Here is a 24,255-nt window from a genome sequence, read left to right as displayed (position 1 = left end):
AGATGTGTATAAGAGACAGGGTGTGAGGAGTGGGGTGTGGGGAGTGGGGCTACGATCGCAGGGCGTGTTCGGCGGCTTGTAGTAGGCGATCGCATTGGTGATCCCAGGAGAATTGCTGGGTCAGGGCTTGGCGGGCAGCTTGTTTGGCGGTTTGGAGTAAGTGTGGATGTTGGATCAGATCGGTGATGGCAGCGGCTAATGCCAGCGGATTTTGAGCCGGAATTAGATGACCGATCGGGGGGCATTGTTGGAATACTTCCCGCTGTCCGGCTGTATCGGTGGCAATTACGGCGAGTCCGGCTTGCAGGTATTGAAATAGTTTGTTGGTGATGGTGAGATTGCGGCTGGGTGGATCGGGTTGCTCCAGGGCTAATCCAATATCATGCTCGGCAATTCGGGCTGGGAGTTCGTCGTTGGGAACCGTGGGATGGACAAAGACACGATCGCGCCACCGCTCTGGAATTTGGGGTTCCAACCACTGTCGCGCATGGTCGGGGTAATGCCCACGCAGATGAATTTCCACCGGGAGATGTAGTGCTGGCAGGGCTTGGAATAAGGTTTCCAGGCCACGCCCAGGGCCGATCGTTTGGGAGAACCAGTGGAGACGAGCCACCGTAGTAGCCCGAGGAGAGAGCACTTGCAAGGAAGAGTTTGTTGCTGGGAACAGGTTGTAAATAACCGTTGGTGGGGGCGCTTGATAAACGGTAGACAGGGTGGCGGCGAGGGCATGGGAGGTGGTGAGACGATACGCGCAATGTTGCATTAGGGTGGCTTCTAAACCCTTCAGGGCGTGAATGGGGCGTGTGAGCAGAGCCGCAGGTAACAGGTCTTCAGAGAACCAGTCTTCAAAATCCACCCCAACCCGCCAAGCGCGTTGCAGCAAGTGTGACCCAACCCATAATCCCGCTTCTGAATGCACGATCGTCAGATCCGCTTGTTCTTGCAAAGCCGCTTTTAGCATGGCTCTGGCTCCATAGCCGAACAGGTCGGGAACAGGCTGACCTCTTCGCTGGAATTGTTGCCGCGCCAGCTTACGGGTCAACCGAACCCAACGGTTGGTGAACCAATGGCAGGGACGAAAATCCAGCACAGGTTGAAAGCGCCAGGGTTTTTGAGCAATAATTTGGCGATCGCGCTCTACCAACCCGGGATCAAACCACACCCCCCGCACCACAACTTCATGTCCAGCCGCCGCTAAAATATCAGCTTCTTTCTGGGGACGAGGAGCGGTACAGAGATGGGCACCAATCAGAATCAGAATTTTGGACATAGCTCCCCTATGGGTTCACAGTGTTCTGCTCGTATCCCCTTTTCCTGGTTGCGGCGGGCGGTTTGTTGATCAAGGAACTGCCACAGTTCGGGAAATGTGGCGATCGCCCGTGATATTTGCCAGACTGCCACCGGATGTTTTAGGCAATAGACCAGGAAGAACCACCAATCTGCCAATTTTGCTCCTTGCAAGACCTGAGTTGTACCGGGACAGCAGAAGGCGGCAAAAAAGAGGGTTGTGACTGAGGTGGGGCGCTTATGGCGGGCATGTTCCCAAATTTGCCGTAATTCAGCAGGGCTGTGCGGCATCTGCTTGAGAAAACTTCCTGCCAGGAGAGTCTGCAATTGCGCCCACAGAATCGAGTTATTGGAGCGGGAAGAGTGGCGAGTAATGGCGAAATTTGCACAGATCTGCGGCACAAATAACAATGGGAAATGAAAGGCTCGTTCCCGTGTGGCTTCAACGGCTTCAAATGGGATATTTTCAGGAGTTTTGTACTGGTTAGCGAACTGCGATCGCACCAGCATGGCTCCATTGGAATGTAACGCCGTAAAAAGCTGGCGCGGATTGCCCCATTCAATTAATTGGGGTGGCGCATGGCTGGAAATATCCCAGATGTTTTTGCCCGTGTCCACCCAGAACCCATCGGCTTCTTCTCGCCAATAGCGCATATTTGCCCAACCGACTTTGACGGCTGGAAACTGCGCCATCGCATTGAGCATGGTTTCCAAAAAATCCGGATCCCACCAGTTGTCGTCTTCCAGTAAACTGACGAATTCTTCTGATACTGACTGAAAAATCAGGTTAAAGCTGGCGGTGGCTCCCAAATTCTCCGGATGATCGACTATTTGAATGCGTGGATCGCCTAATTCCTCTACTAACTGTCCGGGAAAAGGATCGGTAGGGTCGTCGTTATGGAGTTCGCAGACCCAATCGGTAAACGTTTGATCGAGCAGGCTGGTCAGCGATCGCGGCAAGGTTTGATGCCGCCGATAAGTAATTAGATAAATCCGACAACGTGCCATGACCAAACTCTCCAATAAATTCGATTTAAATGACAGCCATTCTCGCCCCCTTGCCCCCCAATTCTGGGGGAACTAATCTGCTAAAGTCCCCCAAAGTTGGGAGATTTAGGGGACTTAGAGTGTGTGCTACTCAACGTCAACTTTGTCAGCGATCGCAGCGTCGTACTCCAGCCTTGCAACCGTTTTGCGGTCTGCCAACCTAGAATGGCAGCAGCTTGCTGAAATAAGGGACTGCCAACAGGTGGTAAGTCTGCGCCACCCAATTGTTGAATTTCGGTTTCGATCGCACACAATAAATTTGGATAATGGGGGTAAAGGTCGTAAACCAGACGTTGCCACCGATTAGCACAGGCTCGCCGGGTACGCGGGCTATGTTCTTGATTCAGGACATGCGTTTGATCGAGTTGGAGCGATCGCCATAAGGAATTCCAAGCATCCAACGACTTCGATCCGCTCAAGCTGCCGTTAATTCCAGATCGGTAATAGACTTTGGATTCTGGGCAGAACTTAATGGCACAACTTGCCAGCACCACGCGACAGAAATATTCACCATCATCATTCAGGGACAGTGATTCATTCCAACCGCCAACGCGATCGACAATAGGGCGGGGAATTAACCATGCCGCAGGATGCATCATCCAGTTACCCTCCCAGGCACAAAGCAACCAATCGATCGGGTGAAAATCTGCCCACAGGGGTTGGGGATAAAATTGGGCTTCGGAATAATCCGTATAAAATCGCGCCCAGGCTCCGGAGGCGATGCTGTTGGCATCTTCCTGCAACAGACGTTTTACCTGCTGTTCAATTTTGTCTGGAGCCAATACATCATCGGCATCCAGGTACTGGACAAAATCACCTTGCGCCAATTTCAGCGCCCAATTGCGGGCGGCACTGGCACCCTGATTAGGCTGAGTGATCACTTTGAGCTTGGGTGATTGGTAGGATTGAGCGATCGCTAGGCTGCGATCGGTTGAACCATCATCAACCAGAATAATTTCTATGGGTTGCCAGGTTTGATTCAATGCTGATTCCAGCGTTTCTGCCAGCCATAGTTCGGCGTTGTAGCAAGGAATGAGGATGGAAACGAGGGGAGGCATGGCAGGGAGGGGATGAGGGGGTAAGGAAGATGGGGTGGGAGGTATATAGTTTTTTGTCTATTACTCTATTGCTCGATCACTGCGACACTCCGATCGCTTGATTTCAGCGCCGGTGTAACCTGTGGCTAGCCAGATCAAGGAGCGGGTAACATCACGGACAGTGCGAAATCTGTCTTCTGGAAGTCTGGTGGACGGGATGGCGATCGCGGTAAAGGTAATGCCATGACTACCGAGAACAATGGTCGCGATCGCTTGGGATCGTGCCATGTGGTAATCCGAGGTAATCAGATAAACATGGCGAATGTGTTGGTGTTCCAGGTCTTTAACCAGTGTGGTGAAATTGGTGACGGTATCGATCGCTCGATAGTCTAACGTGACACGCTCATCGGCAATTCCTTGCTGCCGAAACAGGGGTCGGGCATCTTTGGGCAGGAGACCGGAGGATATCCAGATGGGTAATTCGGGATGCAGTCGGGCGAAGTCGGCGGTAAACACTTCGCGGGCAGGGCGACCCCCCAGAGTCAGAATTGCCTGGGGTTGCGGTGCTTGCCAGCGAGCGATCGCCAGCCGTATGGGAATATAACTGATCGCCACAGTCAATATCAGACCTGAAAGCAGCAGATAGGATTTCTGCGTCATCTGGAACGCACGACTGGCTGGAAATAGATGAGCTGAACGTTGCAGAAACGCCATAGCAAGAGTGGATGTAATTGCGTTCAGTTTGGCTGAGTCAAACTTGCGATCGTGGTTGTTTTCTTGTTCAACTTATGTCTGCGATCGATATGGAGGAAAACAACTGTGATAGCAAACGCTGACTATTTAAGGTGCGGATAGAACGCTAAGGAAACTTGGTTATGACAATTTCTCCCAATTATTCACCGAATTCTAGTTCGCAAAATATCGGCTCGATCGGGAATACTCCGGCAGCCCCGACCCTCCAGCAACAAAAGACGATGCTGCTATCCCGTCGGGTTGGCTATGCTCTGCTGATGCTCTGTTTTATCGATCTGCTGTATGTCCTGATTCCACCCGAATTTATGAACCCGGTCTGGGAATATCAGACGATCGGGGATCTGGTCAAACTGGTGCCCGTCCCGCTCCTGGCATTGATGCTAATCTTCTACGGCAATGCGGCGCTTCGTAGTAAACCAGAACGCTTGGCTCTCAACCTTTTATCATGGTTGACACTGATCGCTGGGATAGTCTTTCTGCTGTTAGTCCCACTGACAGTCAGTGATGCGATGCGAATTCATCGGTTCAACAATAATCAAATTAGTACCCAAGTTAGTCAACAACGACTCCAACTCGATACAACTCGAAAACAACTCGAAAAAGCATCTCCTCAGCAGCTCCAAAATCTAGTTCCCGTTCCAGATAAAGATGGTAATTTGCCGGACATTCCCAACAGTCCACAACAAGCCAAGACGCAGATTCTGAATAACTTAAATCGAGCCAAGGAACAGGCAGAGCAGCAAGCCAGTCAGGCTAGAACCAACCTGCGACAAAACCTGGTGAAAAATACGATCAAATTGGTGGCACAGTCCCTGATTGCTGGTTGTTTCTTCATCTATGTCTGGACGATGACGGCATGGACTCGGCGTAAAGAATCCTATCAGTATGAAATGCCTCGCAAGTCATCTTTGACCAGTTTGCCGAAGCTGTTCAGTGGTTTTGGCTCCCGATCGCGGCGACGCTTGTAAGTGTTGAGTTAAAGCTGAAGTGATGACATGATCACTGTGAACAATGTTTTACACAAGTTAGCGGCTGGTCAGTGGTTCAGGGGCGATCGTCCATTTGCACTGATCAGACTCGGGATTGGTCTGGCTGCGTTGCATTTGATCTTAACCTGGCGGTTACTGCACCAATTTGATCAACTGGTGCTGAATGCCGTGTTCTGGTTGGCAATTCTGGGAGTGCTAATCCAGTCCAGACACCAGCCTAATCGCGATCGCGGGTCACGCTGGATCGGGCTGGCACTGTTGGGAGTCGGTCTGGTCAAAAGCCTGTCGATCAGTCATCCTGAAGCCTGGTTTGTCCGCCTATTTCCGGCACTGATGATAGTTAGCCTGATCTTATTGATTTCAGGATTTCAGTTCCAGCCACACGGGCGGATTGGACTATTGTTAATGCCGCTGATGCTACCCAGAAGGCTGGTAGAACACCTGGCTGAACAGTTCGTTGGAGAACCTGTTCAAGTCCTCACGGCTCAATTCGCTGCGTTTATGTTGCACTACATCGGTTATGATGCCGTCCAACAAAATACCATCATTACCCTCAATCAAGGGGGAGTAGATGTGCTGTTTCGCTGTACTGGCATCCCGTTACTGATTGTGCTGTTGCAACTAGCCTTACTTTGCTTTGGCGTATTTTCCCTATCCTGGTCACACAAGATTAGGCTGCTTACTGTAGCCGCCATGATTGCTTTCTTGATCAGTGGTCTGCGTGTCGCGATGATGGCGGTGGTGGTGTCCGATCGAGCGGCGTTTGACTACTGGCATGGTGGCACTGGCTCCCAACTCTTTTCCACTGGCGCGATCGTCCTGTTTGGCTGGTGTTGTCAGCGATCGCTACCGCGAATATAAATCGACCGAGTAGTTTTTCACGCCATTGGCAACGACACCCAAAACCGGAATTTGAGCACTTCTCAGGCGTTCGACGGTTTGATTAAACGCATCGGCTCCATGCCATTTACCAAAGCCAGTTACCAGAATTACCCCATCGGATTCGGCCGCAATCAGGCTGACATCGGCTAACCCCATCAGCGGCAACGTATCATAGATCACCAGGTCAAATGTCTTGTGAACCCGCTGCATAAACTCTTTCATTTGGTTGGAAGCCAGCAACCGCGTCGGATCAGGCGGAATCGTTCCAGCCGCCACGACAAACAGACCCAACTCCCAATCCAGCCGTTGAATCACTTGTTCTAGAGTTGTTTCTTCACGCAGCAAATTACTCAGTCCAGCAGTAAACGGCAGACCAAACAAGTGCTCTACCTGAACACTCCCACTCCGCAAGTGAGCATCAACCAGTAGGACTCGTTTCCCTAATGCCGCAGCGGCTTGTGCCAGGTGAACAGCAACCGTGGTTCTCCCCTCCACTGGTAACGCAGAACTGATCACCAGCGATCGCAGGGGGGACTGTTTGTTAATGCCTTCAAGGGACGCATATAGAGCCCGAAACGCTTCGATAAATCCATAACTATCCTGTTCACTCAGATCAAACTGTGGCTTAGCCGCAGGCGGAATTTCCAGGTTGCAAGCGTCTGCTTCCGATGCATGAGCGTGGAGCAGGGATTTAAAGCGGGTTTTGATATCCTCTACATCTTTGATCACCGATCGCACCCCTTCTGGATACAGATGTCTGAGGTCAACCACATGAACTTCTGGGCCAGCCTGTTCCAGATCAGGGCGGAAGGGAATCACGCCTAAAATCGGTAGTTTGGTTTTCTTTCTCAAATCTGCAATGGTAAAGAAAGTGCTTTGCAGTTTCTCAAGTAAAAAGGCGATCGCGACTCCTAACCCCAGTCCGGCGGCAGCACCCGTCATCAAACTTTTATAGACATTACTGGCAACTTTGCTATCCGGCTGTTTCGGCGGAGTAATTAATTGCCAGGGTAGCTCATTTTGAGCCGCCTGAATTTCCAGGGATTCGCGGGTATCACTAAAACGTTGCAGGCTTTCCGTTGCCGATTTCAGTTCTCGTTGCAGGTCGGTATACTGGCGCGAAAGAATCGGGGTTTGCTGGAACTGCCGCTTAAGTTGCTGTTCTGTTTGGAACAGGGTTTGATCCCGCTTCTGCACCACCTGCATGTCATTCACTAGGGTGGCAATTTGATTGTCTAATGCCCGTTTTGCCTCATTCTGCAACAAGGGTACAAGGTTTTCTTGCTGCTGCCGTAGCATTTTGATCGTAGGGCTTTTATCCCCAAATCGTGCCGATTCGATCGCGATCTGACGATCCAATGCTTGAAATTGTTGCAAAAACTCTTGATAAAAACTGGCATTACTCAGGGTTGCCGTGACTCCCATTTGCTGTTGCAAAGTGTCATACCGGGTGCGTAGAGTCACCATTTCAGTTTGCAGGGTTTGGCGCTGTTGGGCGATCGTGCCCAGTTGCCCAGATAGTTGTTGGGCATAGGTATCGGGATCTACAAAATTATATTGCTGTCGTAGCGTTTGAATTTGTTGTTGTAAATCAGCGACTCGTTTTTGCAGCGCCGGTAGCTGATGATCGACAAATTTAATTCCCTGGCGTAAGGTGGCTTTTTGTTCCTCTAAACTATGTTTCAAATACCCTTGAGACAGTTTTTCCAACACATATTTCACCTTTGCTGGATCAGTACCGGAATAACCCACTTCAATAATTTTCGTTTCTCCCAGCCGATTCACAGAGAGTTTACTACTCAGTCCCTCATAGTTCACGTCTGGGTAGCGATTATTGATCGCTTTAATCATCGGTTCCAGTGTTTTGGGGCTGAACATCACCTCAATTTGGGTGGAATAATCCAATTCTTTGGTGGTTTCGCTGGGCCCATCGGTCAGCTTAGACAGTTGTTTCCGTTGCGTCACCGGCTCTACGAGCAAGGCAAACGTACTTTGAAATAGCGGGGTTTGGCGGGAGGCTTGGAACCCGGAAAATGCACTAGCGGCGATCGCCACTGCCGCAATGATCGGAGCCTTGCGTCGCACCATGCCCATAATTTGAGCGGGATTAAACCCCTCCTCTGGCGGTTCCACGGGAACGGTTGCATCCACTGCCTTGGCTGGTTTAGGAAGTGGAACATCATCAATGGGTTGAAACTGGCGAGACGGCTCCATTGCAAGTCAGGGCAGAAAAGAACAGGATGAGATTAAGGAACGGGTATGGCGGTTGTAGGGGTGCTGGTTGAGCCCCCGGCTGGAATAATGATGCTACTACCAGAACTGCCGCCGTTGGCACTGCCGTCCGAACTGGCTGGAAACAATGCTTTAAATAAGGTGTATACCGAGAACACCTGATTCACGGGATCTAAGACCGATGTTAAACCATCTGATAGACCCGCCCAAAAGTTTCTGCCCACCAGGACAACATCACGATTATGCAAAATGGGATTGGTTGCCTCATTAATTCCTTGCGAAAAATCAACCCGAATCTTGCGGCGGTTGACGCTGCCATCTCGATTCAGGCGGATCAGTTCAACAGAGCCTTTACGTGCCCGATTGTTGAACCCACCCGCTGCCAGAATCGCCTGATTCAAAGGTGTGTTGGGCGGAACCTGCACCACTCCAGATTGGCGGGTCTCGCCTAAAATTCCCACTTGAATAAATGGGGGTGAAACCGTCGCTGCTCCTAATAACCCTGCCTCCGTGGGATGCACTGGCGTTGCTGCTGTTGCCAACACGATACTATCCCCATCTCGCAGGGTTGTGTCCTGGCGTAAATCGCCCGATCGCAGTAATTCCCACAGGTTAATTTGAAAGGTTTCATCTGCTCCCGATCGTCGCACTCGAATCAGCTTTACCTGGCGTAAATCGGCTTGCTCGGTAATGCCCCCCGCTTTTTGAATGGCTTCGGTTAAGGTTGGAAGTTTACCGTCGGCGGAAGAGATGTTGTAGGAGCCGGGACGATTCACCTCCCCTGAAACCGCGATCCGTAGTGGACTGACCGTTAACACACTCACGGTAATGGCCGGATCCCGTAAAATTTCTGCCTGGACGTAACGGGTGGTTAACAGTTCAGCAATCTGTGAAACCGTTAAGCCCCAGACGGAAATTGCCCCAATCACTGGAAAATCAACGCTGCCATCGACCTGCACCTGATACTGACCACTGAACTCAGGAATATTCGCGATCGTCACAGCAATACGATCGCCCGCCGTGACTGTATAAGCTTCAGCCTGGGGAGAGGCGGCATCTGGTTCGGGGTTAATGCCACTGGCAGGAGCAATCAGTTTGATAGGAGCCATCTCCGGTTGGGACGATGGCGATAGCGCTGGGAGTGGCGGAGGATGGGTAGGCTGGAGGATGGGAACAGGCTGAGTTGTTGATGCAGGCGGATCGGCAGAAACCACCTCGGCACAACAATTGCCGACTAACAAGAGGGTTGTCAATATCGCAACTTGCCGCTGTAACCCGTTCATTTGCTTCTGGAATATCTGTGGTGGCTATTCCTACATTCGGCTATTCATCCTCTTGATCAGCCTGGATTTCTAGAAAGTTTGTCATTTCCTCGCAAATTATACATCACGAACAAATGAATCCGAAGTCAAACGTTGCCCTATACGAGACAGCAACTCTCCCTTTTCCACAGTAGAGGTATGCAGTCATCAAGGCTGCAATCCCTATTCCCAAATCCTGAACACGATGACTTCCAGCCCAAGTGAAATTATTTTAGCGACCGGACGGCGCGATCGCGATTACTGGCAAGACCTGTGGCGCTATCGAGAGCTGTTTTATTTTCTGGCATGGCGGGATTTATTGGTTCGTTACAAACAAACAGCGATCGGGGTTGCCTGGGCGGTCATTCGTCCCTTTGTCACCATGATTGTCTTTAGTGTCGTCTTTGGTTATCTGGCAAAGCTGCCTGCCAATGGTGTACCTTATCCAATTCTAGTGTTTTCTGCGGTGCTACCCTGGCAGTTATTCGCTAACGCTCTATCGGAATGCAGCAATAGTTTGATTGGAAATGCCAATTTAATTGCAAAAGTATATTTTCCCCGATTAATTATTCCTGCTAGCGCCGTGATGGTTAGCCTGGTTGATTTCTTGATGGCAGGCATGATTTTGTTGGGATTGATGGTGTGGTATCACTTCATTCCCAGTTGGCGGATTTTGACCCTACCTATATTTATGGTGCTGGCATTGCTCGCTTCAATGGGAGCGGGGCTATGGCTGGCGGCATTAAGTGTGAAATACCGAGACTTTCGTACCGTTGTCCCCTTCCTGATCCAGTTTGGACTCTATATTTCCCCGGTCGGTTTCAGCAGTAGCATCGTCCCGGAGTGGTGGCGTTGGCTGTATTGCCTGAACCCAATGGTGAGTGTAATTGATGGATTTCGTTGGGCGATTTTAGGTGGCTCAACCGAGTTGTATTTCCCCGGCTTTCTCTTATCCAGTGGTTTAGCGATCGTTGTCTTTCTCAGTGGTATTCGCTGCTTCCGAAGGTACGAGCGCACGTTTGCGGATGTCATTTAAGGATTTTGAACCATGTCAGATGTTGTTGTGCAGGTGGAGAACCTGGGTAAACGGTATCGCTTGGGTGAGCCAAGTCAGCCGAATTCTCTTAAATCAGCTATGAGTCAGGGGCTGCGATCGCTATCCCGGACGTTAACCGGGCGATCGCGCCGTCGCCAGCCAGTTGCTCAAGCCGATGAGTTTTGGGCATTGCGAGAGGTGTCGTTTGAGATTCGCCAGGGCGATCGAGTCGGCATTGTTGGTCGGAATGGGGCGGGAAAATCCACCTTACTGAAGATCTTAAGCCGGATTACCGAACCCTCGCGGGGCGAAGTGCGGTTACAAGGACGGGTAGCCAGTTTGTTAGAAGTTGGGACAGGCTTTCACCCGGAATTGACGGGACGGGAGAATATTTTTCTCAATGGTGCCATTTTGGGCATGAGTAAAGCGGAAATCCGACGCAAGTTCGATGAGATTGTGGCCTTTGCGGAAGTAGAACGCTTTTTGGATACGCCGGTTAAACGCTACTCATCAGGGATGTATGTTCGGCTGGCCTTTGCCGTCGCCGCTCACCTGGAACCGGAAATTTTGATTGTCGATGAGGTGCTGGCTGTGGGAGATGTCCAGTTTCAGAGCAAATGTTTGGGCAAGATGCAGGATGTGGCGCAGCATGGACGCACCGTTCTGTTTGTCAGCCACAACATGGCGGCAGTGCGACAGTTGTGTACCTCTGCCATCCTGTTACAGCAGGGCGAACTGATCATGACGGGAACTGGAGAACAGGTGGTGAGTCGGTTTCTCAGCCATCCTCAGACCCAGGCGAATGTGCGGCATATCAGTCCCTACGGCATTGAACTGGTGGAAGCGGTTTTGCAGGATGTTGATCATCTTCCTACCCGATCGCTGGTTTTCGATCGCGATTACACCCTACGAGTCATCTTACAGGCTCATCAATCCTTAATGAATTGTGGGGTGGTGGTGAAGGTATTCGATAGCGTTGGCACTCTAGTTTCAACCTTGTGTAGCACCGAAGAAGGGATTGCCCCCTTTGCCCTGCGCGATCGGCACGAAGTCACCTTTGATTTACCCAGACTGCCGTTATTTCCAGGCGAGTATCGCGCGTCCATTTACATCTTTCGTCCCAACGATGGCATTGCATATTTAGCAGCGGAAGATGTGCTGTCGTTTGAGGTGCATCCCGCCATTATTCAGGATGCGATGTGGGCCTACGGTCGGCAACACGGCATTTTCCGGTTATCTCAATCTGCGAGCGTTATGCACTATGAAAATTGCGTTTATTAGTTATGAGTATCCCCCGGATACCGCCACGGGGGGCATCGCCACGTATGTTTATCAAGCTGCCCGGATGATGCATCAGCGAGGACACTATGTTGAAGTCTTCACCAGTAGTCCGTATCGATCGGGAACAACGATCGAAGATGGCATTGTCGTCCATCGCCTGCTCTACCTCACCCCTACCGATCGCCGGGACTTTGCTGGTCTGGCTGGACAGATGTTCGCTCAGCGTCATGCCACCGTTCACTTTGATGTGATCGAAGGCCCAGAAAATGATGCCCATGCCAGAGGCGCGATCGCCCTAGTTCCTGAGATGCCCCTGGTCGTGAAGCTGCACACTCCTTTGTTTATGGTACAGGCGCTGAATTATGTCCCACCGTCACGGCAAATGAAATTACGGCGGTGGCTGGGAGCCTTACGGCGAGGACAAATGCCCAAACCCTTTCCGGTGCCGTCTGTCTATGATCCTGCATGTGACCTAGAACGATCGCACACCCTGGAGGCAGATGAAATCACCACTCCTTCACAAGACCTGGGCGATCGCCTGATTCACGCCTGGGGCTTACCCGCCGCAAAAGTGGCGCACTTGCCCAATCCCTATATTCCCAGTTCCGATCTGCTGCAAATCCCGGTGGAGACCCATACCAATACGGTGTCTTTCTTGGGGCGGTTAGAGGTCAGGAAAGGAATATTGCAACTGATGCAGGCGATTCCACTGATTTTGCAGCAACGTCCGCAGGTCAAATTCCAGTTTGTCGGGGAAAGCTGTCCGGCTCCTCCCAATCCAGAGATCACCATGCAGCAATACATGACTCGCAAGCTCTGGCGCTATCACCGATCGCTGGAGTTTACGGGATCTGTGCCCTTGCCAGAAATTCCGCATTACCTGGCGCAGACGGATATTTGTGTATTTCCCAGTCGGTGGGAAAACTTTCCCAATGTTTGTCTGGAAGCGATGGCGGCAGCCCGAGGCATTGTCGGTAGTCAGGCGGGTGGCATGGCTGACCTGCTGGATCAGGGCAATGCCGGACATCTGGTTGATCCGGAAAATCCTGAGCAGCTTGCTACCGCCGTAATTGACTTCCTAGATCATCCAGAACGCCGGATGCGATTTGGGCAAATTGCCCGTCAGCAGGTCTTGAACAACTACAACCTGGAACGAATTGGAACCCTTCAGGAAGCCAGCTACGAACGAGCGATCGCCCGCCGTCAAGCCCTGGGTTCTCGCACATCTACACAGGTGATCTGTTCTTGAACAGTTGAAAGACATGATGGCGATCATGTCTCCTGCATCATCGAATTATCCTAATCATTCGTCTTAGCCCTAGCTATGAAACCGCTCATTAGTGTTATTCTCTGTACCCACAACCCCTGCTTATATCAGCTTTTCAGCGCGATCGCCGCCTTACATAAACAAACCCTACCAGTACAGCAATGGGAACTGATCGTGGTAGATAATGCTAGTGATCTGCCGTTGGCAACTCAAGTAGATTTAAGTTGGCATCCAGCCGCAACCGTTATTCGCGAAGACCGACTGGGACTGAGCCATGCCAGGTTATGTGGGTTCAATGCCGCTAAAGCTGATTTAATTGTCTTCGTCGATGATGACAATGTTTTAGCATCGGATTATCTGGCCCAGGTGGTACAGATTTTTCAGGCTCATCCAGAACTCGGCGCGATCGCAGGCAAATCTCTACCTCAATTTGAAGCCGAACCAGAACCCTGGATTCGAGACTATTACTCTATCTTGGCACTGCGGGATTTTGGTGAACAGCCGTTAACAACCTCTGGTCAATTTGGTGCCTTAACGGCAGCATCCTATCCCTACTTCGCTCCCTGTGGTGCCGGAATGGCACTTCGGAGTGCCCTATTTGCCACCTATACCGTCCAGGTTGCCCGGAACGCCGGTCGCTTAGCCCTCGGTCGTATGGGTCAACAACTGACATCCGGAGAAGATAACGATATTATCCTGACCTTGCTAACGGCGGGATGGGGCGTTGGCTATTTTCCCCGGTTAACGCTGACCCACCTGATCGCAACGTATCGCTTACAACCCGATTATTTAGCCCGACTCAATTATGCCACTGCCCGATCGTGGGTTCAAGTATTGAGTCTGCATGGCATTCAACCCTGGAAAAAGATTCCCGTCTGGACGGTGTTCCTGCGTCAATTAAAGGCGGCGATGTGGTATCAACCCTGGCGCAACCGCACCGCGTATATCCAATGGCGTGGAGTCTGCGGCACTTTTGCCGGACAAAGCCTGTTGCCTTAGGTTCCTCCCATGCTTCCATCCACACTCATCAAGGTCTTGAACAATGCAGTTATTGAAATTGCCAGCTCGGAATCTGGGTCTGGGAGTCGCCCTGTACAGGCTGTACCATGCGCCTAAAGGCTTGATTCGTCGCTATCTCCAGCGTGATCCGATTCGACGGGCGATCGATGCACAAGGCCAATTGCAAATGGAAAAAGCTGCCTACGCATTGCCACCCTTGCCGGACTTTGGTACAGGTAATCCATTCGATGTTTACTTTCTGAGCGGAAAACGATTTTGGTATCAGACCTGTTTCTGTGCGTACTCAATGGCATACCACAGTCAGGTGAATCTGCGTCCAGTGATCTTTGATGATGGAACACTGGCGTTACATTACCAGGCGGAGTTGCAGCGGATTTTTCCCAACGCTCAAATCATTTCCCATGCCGTCATTCAATCTCGCTTAGAGACTGATCTACCCGAATCACAATTTCCCTATCTCCGGCAACGTCGCCTCAGTTATCCCAATCTACGCAAGCTCACGGATATTCACATCGGCTCTTCTGGTTGGAAGCTAGTGTTGGACTCTGATATGTTGTTTTTCCGATCGCCCACCTTTCTGCTCAACTGGCTGCGATCGCCGCAACAGCCCTGTCACATGGTGGATGTCGAAACGGCTTATGGTTACTCGCCGACCTTAATGGCATCTCTCGCGGGGACACCGATCCCCCACCGGATCAACGCCGGGATCAGTGGACTGAATAGCAGCACATTGGATTGGGACAAATTAGAGTTCTGGTGCAAAACCCTGATCACTCAGGAAGGCACTCACTACTATCAGGAACAGGCGATGGTAGCGATGTTAATGGCAGCGGGGCAACCCTGTGCGATCGCACCTGAAACCGATTACAAAGTGATGCCCGATCGGGCTGAAGTCCTTGCGCCGAAAGCCGTTCTCCAGCATTATGTTGCCGATTCTAAGCCCTGGTATTTTCGCTATGCCTGGAAGCGGGCGGTAGTGAACGCCAAATAAATAATTGGCTGTTAACAGCCAGCAATAATTGGCGTTGCAGAATACGGATATGAATTCTAGGTATCCAGACTCCTACACAGCCCCCTAAATCCCCCAATTCTGGGGGACTTTGAAAGATGAGTTCCCCCCAGAATTGGGGGGCTAGGGGGGCAAATCATTCTTGCATTCAGCAACGCCCAATAATTTACCCTCTCTATTCTCTATGCAACTTCATCTATATACTCCGGGTGCCTATACTCCGGGCGCACCCTACTGGAAACAAGGTTTATGGTATTTCCTGGGGTCTCCGTTAGTGCAAAGTGATTGGCTGCCATGTTCCAGTTTTAAGGTCGCTGTGTTGCGTCTATTTGGGGCTGAAATTGGTCAGGGAGTCCGAATTAAGCCGGGTGTGCGAGTGAAATTTCCCTGGCGACTTCGGGTGGGCGATTATGTCTGGATTGGGGAAAAAGCCTGGATTGATAATCTGGCGGCTGTTGTCCTAGAGGACAATGTTTGCCTGTCACAACAGGTTTATCTCTGTACCGGCAACCATGATTGGCACGATCGCGCCTTTCAGTTAAGCACAGATCCCATCTGGATTCAAGCCGGAAGCTGGATCGCCGCCGGGGCAATGGTGGGGCCGGGTGTCACCGTAGGGCAGGGGGCTGTGTTAACGATGGGTGGAGTGGCGACGCGATCGCTGGAACCTATGACCATTTATGCTGGCAACCCTGCCCAAGCGATTAAACAGAGAGATAGTGGCTCTGGGCAAGCAATCTCTAAACCAACCTAATCATTTTTGTCTGGAGGAATGATCGAATTATGGGTGATGTTACTGTTGGGCCGGTTCAAACCTATGTAGACGATTCTATTTCGTCCTTTACATCGATTGATCAAAATACAACTCAGGAATCTGTTTCAGTCAACTTAACAGGGAGTAATCTTTGGCTAGTAGATACCAGTAAACTCAGTGGCGAGACTATTGATCCGCAAACCCAGTACACCCTGTTAAACCTGGAAACGAAATATCAAACGATCGTCCCGGTTGAGAATGTCGATTTTACGGTGGCGACGCTGGCTTCCCCATCGTTAGGTGGGACTGACAGTTCCTATCTTCAAACTAACTTGTCGTTGGAAGACTCCTTAATGCTGGCTCAGGTCACAGGAACCACTCAACTCGGTTCGGATGGCGTTTCACTAACGTCAACTAGTTCCAGTGGCAGTGATAGCGGTATGGCGACAGGGAGTTCTGGCTCACTCTCAGGCAGTGGAGGAGGTACAGGGTCTTCCAGCACAGGATTTTCAGGTGCAGGGTCTTCAGATGCAGGATCTTCAAACACAGGGTCTTCGGATACAGAGTCAGCTTCAGACCCATCAATCGCTGATTCCCAGGTGATCACTAATCCTCAGGCGACCGTGAATCCTCAAGTAACGATCAGCCCTCAACCTGTTGAGCCAGTGCCATTTGAGATTTCTCCTGCGATCGGCTTGCTACTTGTCCTGTTGATGTTCAGCTATAAGATTTTGCGAATGTTTATACCTACTTGTTCAGATACTTACGATCGTCACCCAAAACAGACACAACCTATACATCAGGAAATCAATTAGAAAACCCGATCGCACACAATCATCCTTAACACTGAAAGTATCCAACTAATACCTCATGCACCATGCTCTGCTTTCCCAAATTTAGCTCTGGCACTTTCCGAGGGCACAACACTTCCATGACTAAACCTGCAACATTTTCAGATGCGATCAAGTTGTCGATCGTGACCCAGTTTTATCCACCCGATTTTGCCGCAACAGGGCAGTTTGTTGAAGAACTGGCAATTCGACTGGCAGAACGCATGCAGGTACAGGTCTTTACGGGGCAACCGGGCTATGCGTACCAAACGACCATAGCACCGCCGGAAGAAATCAGTCATGGCGTTATCATCCGGCGATCGCGATCGACCCAAACTCGCAAGTGGCTAGGCAGAACCCTCAGCAGTTTATTATTTTGTGGTCGTTCGGCATGGCATTTGCTGAAGCGGCAGCATCGGGGAGATCTGGTGTTGTTCGTCAGTGAACCACCTTACTTGCAAACACTCGGTTACATCGCCAATCGCTTATTCAAACTACCCTATGCTTGCCTGGTCTACGATCTGTATCCAGACGTTGCCGTTGAATTGAACATTGTTTCTGAACAGAACTGGTTAGTCCGGTTTTGGCACGCAGTCAACCGACAAGTTTGGCAGCAGGCAGAGTCCATCATTGTCCCGAGTGAAACCATGAGACAGCGGATGATCACTCGTTATCCGGATCTCGATCGCAAAATCACGGTTATTCATAACTGGGCAGACCCCACTTGGATTAAGCCTCTTGCTAAGCAAAATAACGCTTTTGCTCACACCCATAACTTGGTTGAGAAATTTACGGTGCTTTACTCCGGCAACATGGGGCGGTGCCATGATATGACGACAATCCTGGAGGCTGCCCGAGAACTGAAGGACGACCCGGTGCAATTTGTGTTTATCGGTGGTGGTCCCAAGCGAGAAGAGACTATTCACACTGTCGAAGCCTGGGGGTTAACCAATTGTTTGTTTCTGCCCTATCAGGAGAAGTCGGAACTGCCCAAGTCCTTGACCGCCTGCGACCTATCCTTAGTCAGTATGGATGTGGGCATGGAAGGCTTAGTAGCACCCAGTAAGTTCTATGCGGCTGTGGCATCTGGCAATCCGGTGGCAGTCATTTGTGAACCTCACTCTTACTTACGTCACCTGGTTGCAGAAGCGAAGTGTGGCGCGGCGTTTAATAATGGGGACAGCAAGGGATTGGCAGGATTCATCCGCTATTTGATCAAAGATAGCCAAATGAAAGACCAGATGGGCAGTTCCGGTCATCGCTACATTGCTGCCAACTTTACGCTAGATCAAATTAGTCAACAATACTTTAAGGTGTTGAAACGAGCAGTTCTGAAGGATGCTGACTTGAAACGGGCGATCGCTCAGCGAGAATTTTGTGTCCATTATCAGCCGATCGTCTCTCTGGTAACCAGACAGGTGACGGGCTTTGAGGCATTAATTCGGTGGCAACACCCAGAACGGGGATTAGTGTATCCTGGTGAGTTTATTGAGGCGGCTGAAGAAAGTGGACTGATTGTGCCAATGGGTTGGTGGTTGTTGAGCGAAGCCTGCCGCCAACTGCAATACTGGCAAATTGAGTTTCCTCAACGGCGATCATTGCGCCTTAGTGTGAACTTATCAACAGCACAATTTTTGCAACCCAATCTCATTCCTGAACTCGATCGCATTCTAGCCAGCCATGGCTTAGATGGCAGTTGCCTATCGCTAGAAATTAGTGAGAAAGCCCTGACGACGGATCCGGCGGCGGCGACTGCAATTCTGCTTCAGCTCCAGACCCGCCAGATTTCAGTCTGCCTGGATGGATTTGGGCTGGATCAAGCGTCACTCAAAAATCTGCATCGGTTTCCGATCCATGCCTTGGATATTGATCGGGCGTTGATTAGTCAAATTCATCACGATCCAGAGGTGCTGAAGCTGGTCAAAACTATTGTGATGTTAGGGCATGATCTGAGTATTCGAGTGAGTGCTGAAGGCATAGAAACCAGTGAACAACTTGAGACCCTCAAGTCAATTGGAGTTCAGAGTGGTCAAGGCTACTTATTTTCTCGTCCTGTGCCTCCAGCGTTTGCCCAAGACCTGATGCTACATCCTCAAGACCCTGAATCGATCGCCTCCGTGTTCTATTTACCAGCGACTGTCTCTGACCTCCGGCAACAGGATATTCCTGTAATTCTGATTGTGGACGATGAACGCATGATGCGATCGCTCCTGCGACGGGCGGTGGAAAAGGCAGGATATGGAGTCATTGAAGCGGAGAATGGGCAGCAGGCGATCGATTTGTGTCGCACGTTCCAGCCTGATCTGGTGTTGCTGGATGCCATGATGCCTGAGATGAGCGGGTTTGAATGTTGCCTGCAACTCCGTCAGAACACGAATCGTTCCCGAACCTCTACCCAGGTGGCGAGCCAACCGGCTCCTGTACTCATGATTACCACCCTGGAAGATCCAGAGTCGATCGATCGTGCATTTGCGGCAGGTGCAGCAGATTACATTACCAAACCCGTTAATTGGGCGCTATTTCGTCAGCGCCTACAACGATTACTCAATCAGTAAATCAACTATTGAGAGAAACGAATAGCTCCCTGGAAGTTGATTTCAGGGAGCTACTTATTTGTTTTGTCAATGTTGTCCCTATGTTTGTAAAATCGGGGTGTCTGCATAGCCCCTTCATACATCGATAGCAATGCCATTTGAGCGGCACAATTCAGCCAGATAGTTGGTCTTTTGCACTTCAGCGTCCAACTGGTCTTTTAATAACTGCTCCCGGATAAGAGTCGCCTGCCATTGGCTGGTGCATTGAGAGTTTTTCAGCAGTTGCTTTACTCGTTGACGGAGTACAGCCCAATGAATTGGCTTGGTCATAAAGTCTGCTGCACCTGCTGCAAACGCTTTGTCTACCGATTCCTGGTCGTACAGGGCGGAAATAATCAAAATAGCGGGGCAGCGATCGCCAAGCTTGGCTTTCAGCCGCCGACAACACTCAAACCCATCGATGCCTGACATCATGGCATCCAGAAGAATGATGTCTGGAAGTTCTTGTTGGCAGAGGAAGAGACACCGTTCTGCACTACTCACATCCACTGCCCGATAACCTTCGCCTTCCATCGCTCGGCGTAGGACAACTCGCAATGCTTTTTCATCATCAACAATCAGAATGAAGGCGGTTTGGGTGTCCACCGATTGGTTATTGAAGGAAGTCGGATGTAGTTGCATCATTGTCATAGTAGACCCTCAACGATAGGTACAACAAGTTTTGAAACAAAGGCAGATGACAACCAGTTGATATTGTTTATGCCATCATTCAACGGCTATTGCAGTCCTAAATTACTGATGTAATGAAATGAGGCGTTAAAGGGGAATCTCCCTAGAAGCCTTGCCACAATTCAAATTGGACTTTTATCGCAACTTCGTCCCTGATTTGAAGAAGGACTTATTCTATGATTAATGATTTATCTGTTCTGATCCAGGCTAGGAATACTGTTTTTGCCAATTCTACAGATCTGAATCATTTCTGAGGGGTTTTCTCAGGATACTTTCAGTACTTACTTAAGTGGTTTTCGCCAGTTGATTGAGGCTAACTGAGTGTTGCTCAAGCTGCTTAAGACAGCAGCAACTGCTTAACAGCCTTTGAGGGGTAGGCTGTTCACGGAGCTCTGCCAAGCTATACCTGCTAAGGGCTATCGTGCCACAGCGATCGCGGCTCGCAACTCACGGGATTTTCTACCTCTGGCGATCGTCTTACCAGCGTAAATTCGCTTATGTCCCGATCCGTGTGCCGCTCTCAGTACCTACTGATTGAGCCAGGTATTCAACGCCGCCTCAATATTTAGAAATGCTGAATTAAGTTGGGAAACTAAGGTGGGGGCATCTTGGAGGTTCTGGGCTTTAGCGTTTGTTTCTAAAACCTCACATAAGTTACCCAACGTGATTGCGCCTATCGTGACACTGACCGATCGTAAGGCATGGGCAGCTTGCTGTAATGTTGTGGCATCACTGTGATCAATAGCCGTTTGAATTGCCAATAACCGTTGTGGTGCATCTTCTAAATACACCTGGATCAATTCCCGTAACATCTCATCTGCCTCCTCACCTGCCATTTGACGTAACTGTTCAATTACGTTTGAATCCAGGACGTTCAAGGCATTGTCGGGGAGTCCATCTGTGGTCTGGGGAGAGGGGGAAGTGATTGGCTCAATTGCCTGGGTGGGGGCATGAATCACCTCCACCTTACCTGGCTCGCTGCTAGAAGGACGGGATTCCTTTAAAGCATTGCTTAGTAGCACCATGTCAATTGGTTTACTGATGTAGTCGTTCATACCGGCTGCCAAACATTCTTCTCGATCGCTGGCGCGGGCATGGGCGGTCATCGCAATAATCCAGGGCTGAGTTGGAGATCCCCATTCCTGCCGGATACAACGAGTCGCTTCCAGTCCATCCATTTCTGGCATCTGGACATCCATTAACAACACATCATAGGTCTGACGACGCAGCGCCGCGATCGCTTCTAACCCGTTACTGACCACATCGACCCGATATCCCAGCCGCTCCAGCATACGGAGGGCAACTTTTTGGTTGACGGTATTGTCTTCTACCAGCAGAATTCGCAGGCAGGTTGGCTCAAGCTGAACCATATCAAGCGACTCTGGTAATGGATCTGGCAAAACTTCGGTTGCTTTCATTGTTTGAATTGTGAAATAGAAAGTTGAACCTCTGCCCAGTGCGCTCTTTACCCACATGCTGCCACCCATCATTTCAGCCAACCGTTTGCTGATCACCAATCCCAAACCTGTACCACCATGTTTACGGGTTGTCGAAGCATCCACCTGGCTGAAGGCTTTGAATAACCGATCCATGCGATCGTGGGGAATGCCGATTCCCGTATCTCTAACGGCAAATTCAATTTCAAACGCCTTTTTACCTTCTTCAGCCAGAGATCTAGCATCATGTTGTTCTGCTGAGTTAAGTTCTATAGGCTTAGCCTGAACCAGAACCGTCACTTTCCCTTCTAGGGTAAATTTGACGGCATTGCTCAAGAGATTCCAGAGAATTTGTCGGAGTCGGGTGATATCTCCCACGATCGCAATGGGAACATTACTATGAATATGACAATCTAATTTGATGCCCTTAGCTGCTGCCAGGGGGGCTAACAGGTCGATCGCTTCTCTGACACAGTTGCGTAAATGGAACGGATGTTGTTCCAGTTCAAAATGGTTCGATTCAATCTTAGAAAAATCAAGGATGTCATTAATGATGTTGAGTAGGGTATTGCCACTATTCCGGATCGTTTCAGCATAATCCGCCTGTTCCTGTGTCAATTGGGTGCCAAGTAATAGCCCAGCCATGCCAATGACCGCGTTCATGGGGGTGCGAATTTCGTGGCTCATCATTGCCAGGAAGTCACCTTTTGCGCGGTTTGCGGCTTCTGCAGTTTCTTTTGCCTGTTCTAATTGGGCTTGCGTTTGTTTGCGCTCGGTAATATCGCGGTATTGCCATAAATGGCCCCGATATTCTACTCCGGCAAAAATTGGCACGTAATCGCGTTCCAGGATGCGACCATTGACTAATACCACTTCTTCGCCAACGCTAGGCTGTTGGAGGTTTAATAGTTCTTCGACTCGCTGGGTAAATTGTTCAGGGTTTACAAATAGGTACTTAGCGGTATCGGCTGATTGCCTGCAATTACTGCCAATCAGGGTTTCTGGCGGAACTGGAATGTTCATCATGGTGCAAAAGGCTTGATTGACCAGGACAATTTCCCGGTCTTCGTTCTCTACCAAAATCCCAGCTTGCAAACTGGCAATGATGGTTCTTAAACGAAAGGTTGTATCTTGCAAAGCTTTCTCTGCTTGCTTACGCTGGGTGATATCTCTAGCTACCCAAATGACGGTGTTCACATCGATCGGTGAAACGCAGGCATTTGACCACATTTCTTTGTCTTCCCAGAGCAATTTATATTCCACATTCAGTGTTGTTTGCGTATCGAGGGCTTGCTGAATATACCCCAGTAAGGTTGTGGCAAGTTCGATCGGCAGAACTTCCGTAATCTTTTTGCCCAGGCGATCGCTGGCTGGAGTAATCAAGAGTTCTGGATTACCCGCCAAAACTTTAAGGTAGTGTCCCTCCCGATCGAACACAAAAATCAGATCATTTATGGCAGAAAAAAATACCTGCATCTCGGCGTTGGCTTTATACAGCAGTTCTTCCGCCTGCTTGCGCTGGGTAATCTCCTGAACCTGAGAAACGAAGTATAACGGGCGTTGCTGGCGATCGCGAACTAGCGAAGTACTGAGTAGCCCCCAAATCACCTGACCATTCTTATGTAAATAGCGCTTTTCTAAATGGAAATGAGACAGTTCTCCAGTCAGGACTTTTTGGTGATGGGATAAATCGATCGCTAAATCATCGAGATAGGTCAAGTCTTGAAAGGTTAAAGCTTGCAATTCCGTTTCGGTATAGCCAAACAGTTGGCATAGGGCGGCATTTGCCTTGAGAAACTGCCCTTCTAATGACATGACGCTCATACCAATCGCCGCTGTGTCAAAGGATTGCCGAAACTGGCGCTTGCTCTCCTTCAACGCATCCGCCGTCCGCTTGCTCTCGGTGACATCACGTACAATACACAACCCACCTACCATTTCGCCAGCGGCATTGAGGAGGGGAGAATAACACCCTTCAAAATAGCCCTGCCGACCTGTTTCGGGGACAGAAAAGGCGCGATCGACGGATGTGACGGTTTCTCCACGGAGTGCCGCATAAAAATATTGGTCTTCTCCAGTTTCCTGCAAGAATGGAAAGCACTCAAACGCACATTTACCTATCACTTGCTCCTGGGCAATGCCAGTCAGTTTTTCCATCGCTGGGTTCCAGGCAAGATAGCGGCAATCGCGATCGAATGCCATAATCCCATCGATACTGCTTTGAATCAGTTGCCGGGAAAAATCAATGACCTCCGCCTTTTGAATAGCTGTAGCAACATGGTTGGCTAATTGTTGAAGAAAGCTAACTTCCAAGCGCTGCCATTGCCGAGGATCTGTACAATGGTGAGCAATCAGCAGTCCCCAGAGTTTGCTAGGAGAGTTCAGGTGACATGAATTGGTGGCTTCGTACAGCAAAGAGCCATTTTGTAGAATTGGCACTACTAAATTAGCTCTTATGCCCAGGTCTGCCAAAAATTGAGTATGGCAGGGCGGAAGATCGGAGGTGTAAATGTCCTCGATCGCCCGGATCTGCCCTTGTTTATAAAAATCGATCCAGGTAGTTTGCAAACCCGGATCTGTGATGGCTTGACCCAACAGGGAGAACTCCTCTGCCCGAACGGACTCGACGACGACCTGCCCACTCCAGTCATGATTAAAGCGGTATATCAGGACGCGATCGCAGTCTATTAATTGCTGCACTTCGGTCACGGTGGCTTGCAGAATTTGATCTAATTCAATCGATTGATAGATCCGCAGGGCGATCGTCGGAATTCGTCCTAAAAGGTCACCTCCAGATGCAGAGGCAGGTGAGGGTGCTTTTGGCAGCATAT

The 24,255-nt window shown here is 50.1% G+C and carries 19 protein-coding genes; 11 read left to right on the top strand and 8 right to left on the bottom strand.

The annotated features are described in order from the left end of the window. Window positions 1-49: 49 nt before the first annotated feature. The 4 genes from ACN4EK_RS26225 to ACN4EK_RS26210 all read right to left on the bottom strand — a co-directional run bounded on the left by ACN4EK_RS26225 (window position 50) and on the right by ACN4EK_RS26210 (window position 4,085). Window positions 50-1,270, bottom strand: a complete 1,221-nt coding sequence (locus ACN4EK_RS26225; protein ID WP_431661243.1) for a glycosyltransferase family protein — start codon at window positions 1,268-1,270, stop codon at window positions 50-52. Then, window positions 1,255-2,295: a glycosyltransferase family 2 protein gene (locus ACN4EK_RS26220; RefSeq protein WP_431661242.1), complete on the bottom strand. Its 1,041-nt coding sequence runs from the start codon at window positions 2,293-2,295 to the stop codon at window positions 1,255-1,257. Before ACN4EK_RS26220 ends, ACN4EK_RS26225 begins: the two co-directional genes overlap by 16 nt. An 80-nt stretch (window positions 2,296-2,375) precedes the next feature. Beyond that, window positions 2,376-3,392, bottom strand: a complete 1,017-nt coding sequence (locus ACN4EK_RS26215; protein WP_431661241.1) for a glycosyltransferase family 2 protein — start codon at window positions 3,390-3,392, stop codon at window positions 2,376-2,378. Between the two features lie 60 nt (window positions 3,393-3,452). Continuing rightward, window positions 3,453-4,085, bottom strand: coding sequence for a YdcF family protein (locus ACN4EK_RS26210; RefSeq protein WP_431661240.1), 633 nt, complete (start codon window positions 4,083-4,085; stop codon window positions 3,453-3,455). A 161-nt stretch (window positions 4,086-4,246) separates the two neighbouring features. Here ACN4EK_RS26210 and hpsJ-A point away from each other — a divergent pair, with 161 nt between their 5' ends. Next, window positions 4,247-5,092 carry an HpsJ-like protein, cyanoexosortase A-associated gene (gene hpsJ-A, locus ACN4EK_RS26205; RefSeq protein ID WP_431661238.1) on the top strand — a complete coding sequence of 282 codons (846 nt, stop codon included), beginning with the start codon at window positions 4,247-4,249 and terminating at the stop codon, window positions 5,090-5,092. 27 nt (window positions 5,093-5,119) lie between these two features. Continuing rightward, window positions 5,120-5,974 (top strand): archaeosortase/exosortase family protein, encoded by an 855-nt coding sequence (locus ACN4EK_RS26200; protein ID WP_431661237.1) that lies wholly within the window; start codon window positions 5,120-5,122, stop codon window positions 5,972-5,974. On the opposite strand, the gene ACN4EK_RS26195 is transcribed toward ACN4EK_RS26200, so the two are convergent. Both ACN4EK_RS26195 and ACN4EK_RS26190 read right to left on the bottom strand, forming a co-directional pair. Continuing rightward, window positions 5,960-8,209: a GumC family protein gene (locus tag ACN4EK_RS26195; RefSeq protein ID WP_431661236.1), complete on the bottom strand. Its 2,250-nt coding sequence runs from the start codon at window positions 8,207-8,209 to the stop codon at window positions 5,960-5,962. The two genes, ACN4EK_RS26200 and ACN4EK_RS26195, sit on opposite strands and share 15 nt — an antisense overlap. A 32-nt stretch (window positions 8,210-8,241) precedes the next feature. Beyond that, window positions 8,242-9,510: an SLBB domain-containing protein gene (locus ACN4EK_RS26190; protein ID WP_431661235.1), complete on the bottom strand. Its 1,269-nt coding sequence runs from the start codon at window positions 9,508-9,510 to the stop codon at window positions 8,242-8,244. A 223-nt stretch (window positions 9,511-9,733) separates the two neighbouring features. Here ACN4EK_RS26190 and ACN4EK_RS26185 point away from each other — a divergent pair, with 223 nt between their 5' ends. The 8 genes from ACN4EK_RS26185 to ACN4EK_RS26150 all read left to right on the top strand — a co-directional run bounded on the left by ACN4EK_RS26185 (window position 9,734) and on the right by ACN4EK_RS26150 (window position 19,280). Then, window positions 9,734-10,564, top strand: coding sequence for an ABC transporter permease (locus tag ACN4EK_RS26185; protein WP_431661234.1), 831 nt, complete (start codon window positions 9,734-9,736; stop codon window positions 10,562-10,564). Between the two features lie 12 nt (window positions 10,565-10,576). After that, window positions 10,577-11,845, top strand: coding sequence for an ABC transporter ATP-binding protein (locus ACN4EK_RS26180; RefSeq protein WP_431661233.1), 1,269 nt, complete (start codon window positions 10,577-10,579; stop codon window positions 11,843-11,845). Beyond that, complete coding sequence (locus ACN4EK_RS26175) at window positions 11,826-13,094, top strand: glycosyltransferase family 4 protein (RefSeq protein ID WP_431661232.1); 1,269 nt, start codon at window positions 11,826-11,828, stop codon at window positions 13,092-13,094. Before ACN4EK_RS26180 ends, ACN4EK_RS26175 begins: the two co-directional genes overlap by 20 nt. Window positions 13,095-13,169: 75 nt before the next feature. After that, entirely contained in the window at window positions 13,170-14,111 is a 942-nt protein-coding gene (locus ACN4EK_RS26170) for a glycosyltransferase (RefSeq protein WP_431661231.1), read from the top strand. A gap of 43 nt (window positions 14,112-14,154) precedes the next feature. Beyond that, entirely contained in the window at window positions 14,155-15,123 is a 969-nt protein-coding gene (locus ACN4EK_RS26165; RefSeq protein WP_431661230.1) for a hypothetical protein, read from the top strand. 202 nt (window positions 15,124-15,325) lie between these two features. Continuing rightward, window positions 15,326-15,895, top strand: a complete 570-nt coding sequence (locus ACN4EK_RS26160) for a WcaF family extracellular polysaccharide biosynthesis acetyltransferase (protein ID WP_431661229.1) — start codon at window positions 15,326-15,328, stop codon at window positions 15,893-15,895. Between the two features lie 29 nt (window positions 15,896-15,924). Continuing rightward, window positions 15,925-16,710, top strand: coding sequence for a hypothetical protein (locus tag ACN4EK_RS26155; protein ID WP_431661228.1), 786 nt, complete (start codon window positions 15,925-15,927; stop codon window positions 16,708-16,710). A gap of 116 nt (window positions 16,711-16,826) precedes the next feature. Next, window positions 16,827-19,280, top strand: coding sequence for an EAL domain-containing protein (locus ACN4EK_RS26150; protein ID WP_431661226.1), 2,454 nt, complete (start codon window positions 16,827-16,829; stop codon window positions 19,278-19,280). 114 nt (window positions 19,281-19,394) lie between these two features. Here the strand turns inward: ACN4EK_RS26150 and ACN4EK_RS26145 are convergent, their stop codons facing one another. Next, window positions 19,395-19,949 (bottom strand): response regulator, encoded by a 555-nt coding sequence (locus ACN4EK_RS26145; RefSeq protein ID WP_431661225.1) that lies wholly within the window; start codon window positions 19,947-19,949, stop codon window positions 19,395-19,397. Window positions 19,950-20,354: 405 nt separating this feature from the next. On the opposite strand from ACN4EK_RS26145, the gene ACN4EK_RS26140 reads away from it, so the two are divergent. Then, entirely contained in the window at window positions 20,355-20,477 is a 123-nt protein-coding gene (locus ACN4EK_RS26140; protein WP_431661224.1) for a hypothetical protein, read from the top strand. 38 nt (window positions 20,478-20,515) lie between these two features. Here ACN4EK_RS26140 and ACN4EK_RS26135 read toward each other — a convergent pair whose 3' ends face one another. Next, window positions 20,516-24,253: a PAS domain S-box protein gene (locus ACN4EK_RS26135; RefSeq protein ID WP_431661223.1), complete on the bottom strand. Its 3,738-nt coding sequence runs from the start codon at window positions 24,251-24,253 to the stop codon at window positions 20,516-20,518. Window positions 24,254-24,255 lie beyond the last annotated feature (2 nt).

This window comes from Pantanalinema rosaneae CENA516 (genome assembly GCF_050753385.1).
GTDB classification, from domain to species: domain Bacteria; phylum Cyanobacteriota; class Cyanobacteriia; order Leptolyngbyales; family Leptolyngbyaceae; genus Pantanalinema; species Pantanalinema rosaneae.
Note: the sequence above shows the minus strand (reverse complement) of the source record. Positions and strands in the feature narration are given on the sequence as shown.

Bases quoted from the DNA above. Each gene is read 5' to 3' on its own strand.
- ACN4EK_RS26225 (WP_431661243.1), bottom strand. From the start codon at position 1,270: ATGTCCAAAATTCTGATTCTGATTGGTGCCCATCTCTGTACCGCTCCT.
- ACN4EK_RS26220 (WP_431661242.1), bottom strand. From the start codon at position 2,295: ATGGCACGTTGTCGGATTTATCTAATTACTTATCGGCGGCATCAAACC.
- ACN4EK_RS26215 (WP_431661241.1), bottom strand. From the start codon at position 3,392: ATGCCTCCCCTCGTTTCCATCCTCATTCCTTGCTACAACGCCGAACTA.
- ACN4EK_RS26210 (WP_431661240.1), bottom strand. From the start codon at position 4,085: ATGGCGTTTCTGCAACGTTCAGCTCATCTATTTCCAGCCAGTCGTGCG.
- hpsJ-A (WP_431661238.1), top strand. From the start codon at position 4,247: ATGACAATTTCTCCCAATTATTCACCGAATTCTAGTTCGCAAAATATC.
- ACN4EK_RS26200 (WP_431661237.1), top strand. From the start codon at position 5,120: ATGATCACTGTGAACAATGTTTTACACAAGTTAGCGGCTGGTCAGTGG.
- ACN4EK_RS26195 (WP_431661236.1), bottom strand. From the start codon at position 8,209: ATGGAGCCGTCTCGCCAGTTTCAACCCATTGATGATGTTCCACTTCCT.
- ACN4EK_RS26190 (WP_431661235.1), bottom strand. From the start codon at position 9,510: ATGAACGGGTTACAGCGGCAAGTTGCGATATTGACAACCCTCTTGTTA.
- ACN4EK_RS26185 (WP_431661234.1), top strand. From the start codon at position 9,734: ATGACTTCCAGCCCAAGTGAAATTATTTTAGCGACCGGACGGCGCGAT.
- ACN4EK_RS26180 (WP_431661233.1), top strand. From the start codon at position 10,577: ATGTCAGATGTTGTTGTGCAGGTGGAGAACCTGGGTAAACGGTATCGC.
- ACN4EK_RS26175 (WP_431661232.1), top strand. From the start codon at position 11,826: ATGAAAATTGCGTTTATTAGTTATGAGTATCCCCCGGATACCGCCACG.
- ACN4EK_RS26170 (WP_431661231.1), top strand. From the start codon at position 13,170: ATGAAACCGCTCATTAGTGTTATTCTCTGTACCCACAACCCCTGCTTA.
- ACN4EK_RS26165 (WP_431661230.1), top strand. From the start codon at position 14,155: ATGCAGTTATTGAAATTGCCAGCTCGGAATCTGGGTCTGGGAGTCGCC.
- ACN4EK_RS26160 (WP_431661229.1), top strand. From the start codon at position 15,326: ATGCAACTTCATCTATATACTCCGGGTGCCTATACTCCGGGCGCACCC.
- ACN4EK_RS26155 (WP_431661228.1), top strand. From the start codon at position 15,925: ATGGGTGATGTTACTGTTGGGCCGGTTCAAACCTATGTAGACGATTCT.
- ACN4EK_RS26150 (WP_431661226.1), top strand. From the start codon at position 16,827: ATGACTAAACCTGCAACATTTTCAGATGCGATCAAGTTGTCGATCGTG.
- ACN4EK_RS26145 (WP_431661225.1), bottom strand. From the start codon at position 19,949: ATGACAATGATGCAACTACATCCGACTTCCTTCAATAACCAATCGGTG.
- ACN4EK_RS26135 (WP_431661223.1), bottom strand. From the start codon at position 24,253: ATGCTGCCAAAAGCACCCTCACCTGCCTCTGCATCTGGAGGTGACCTT.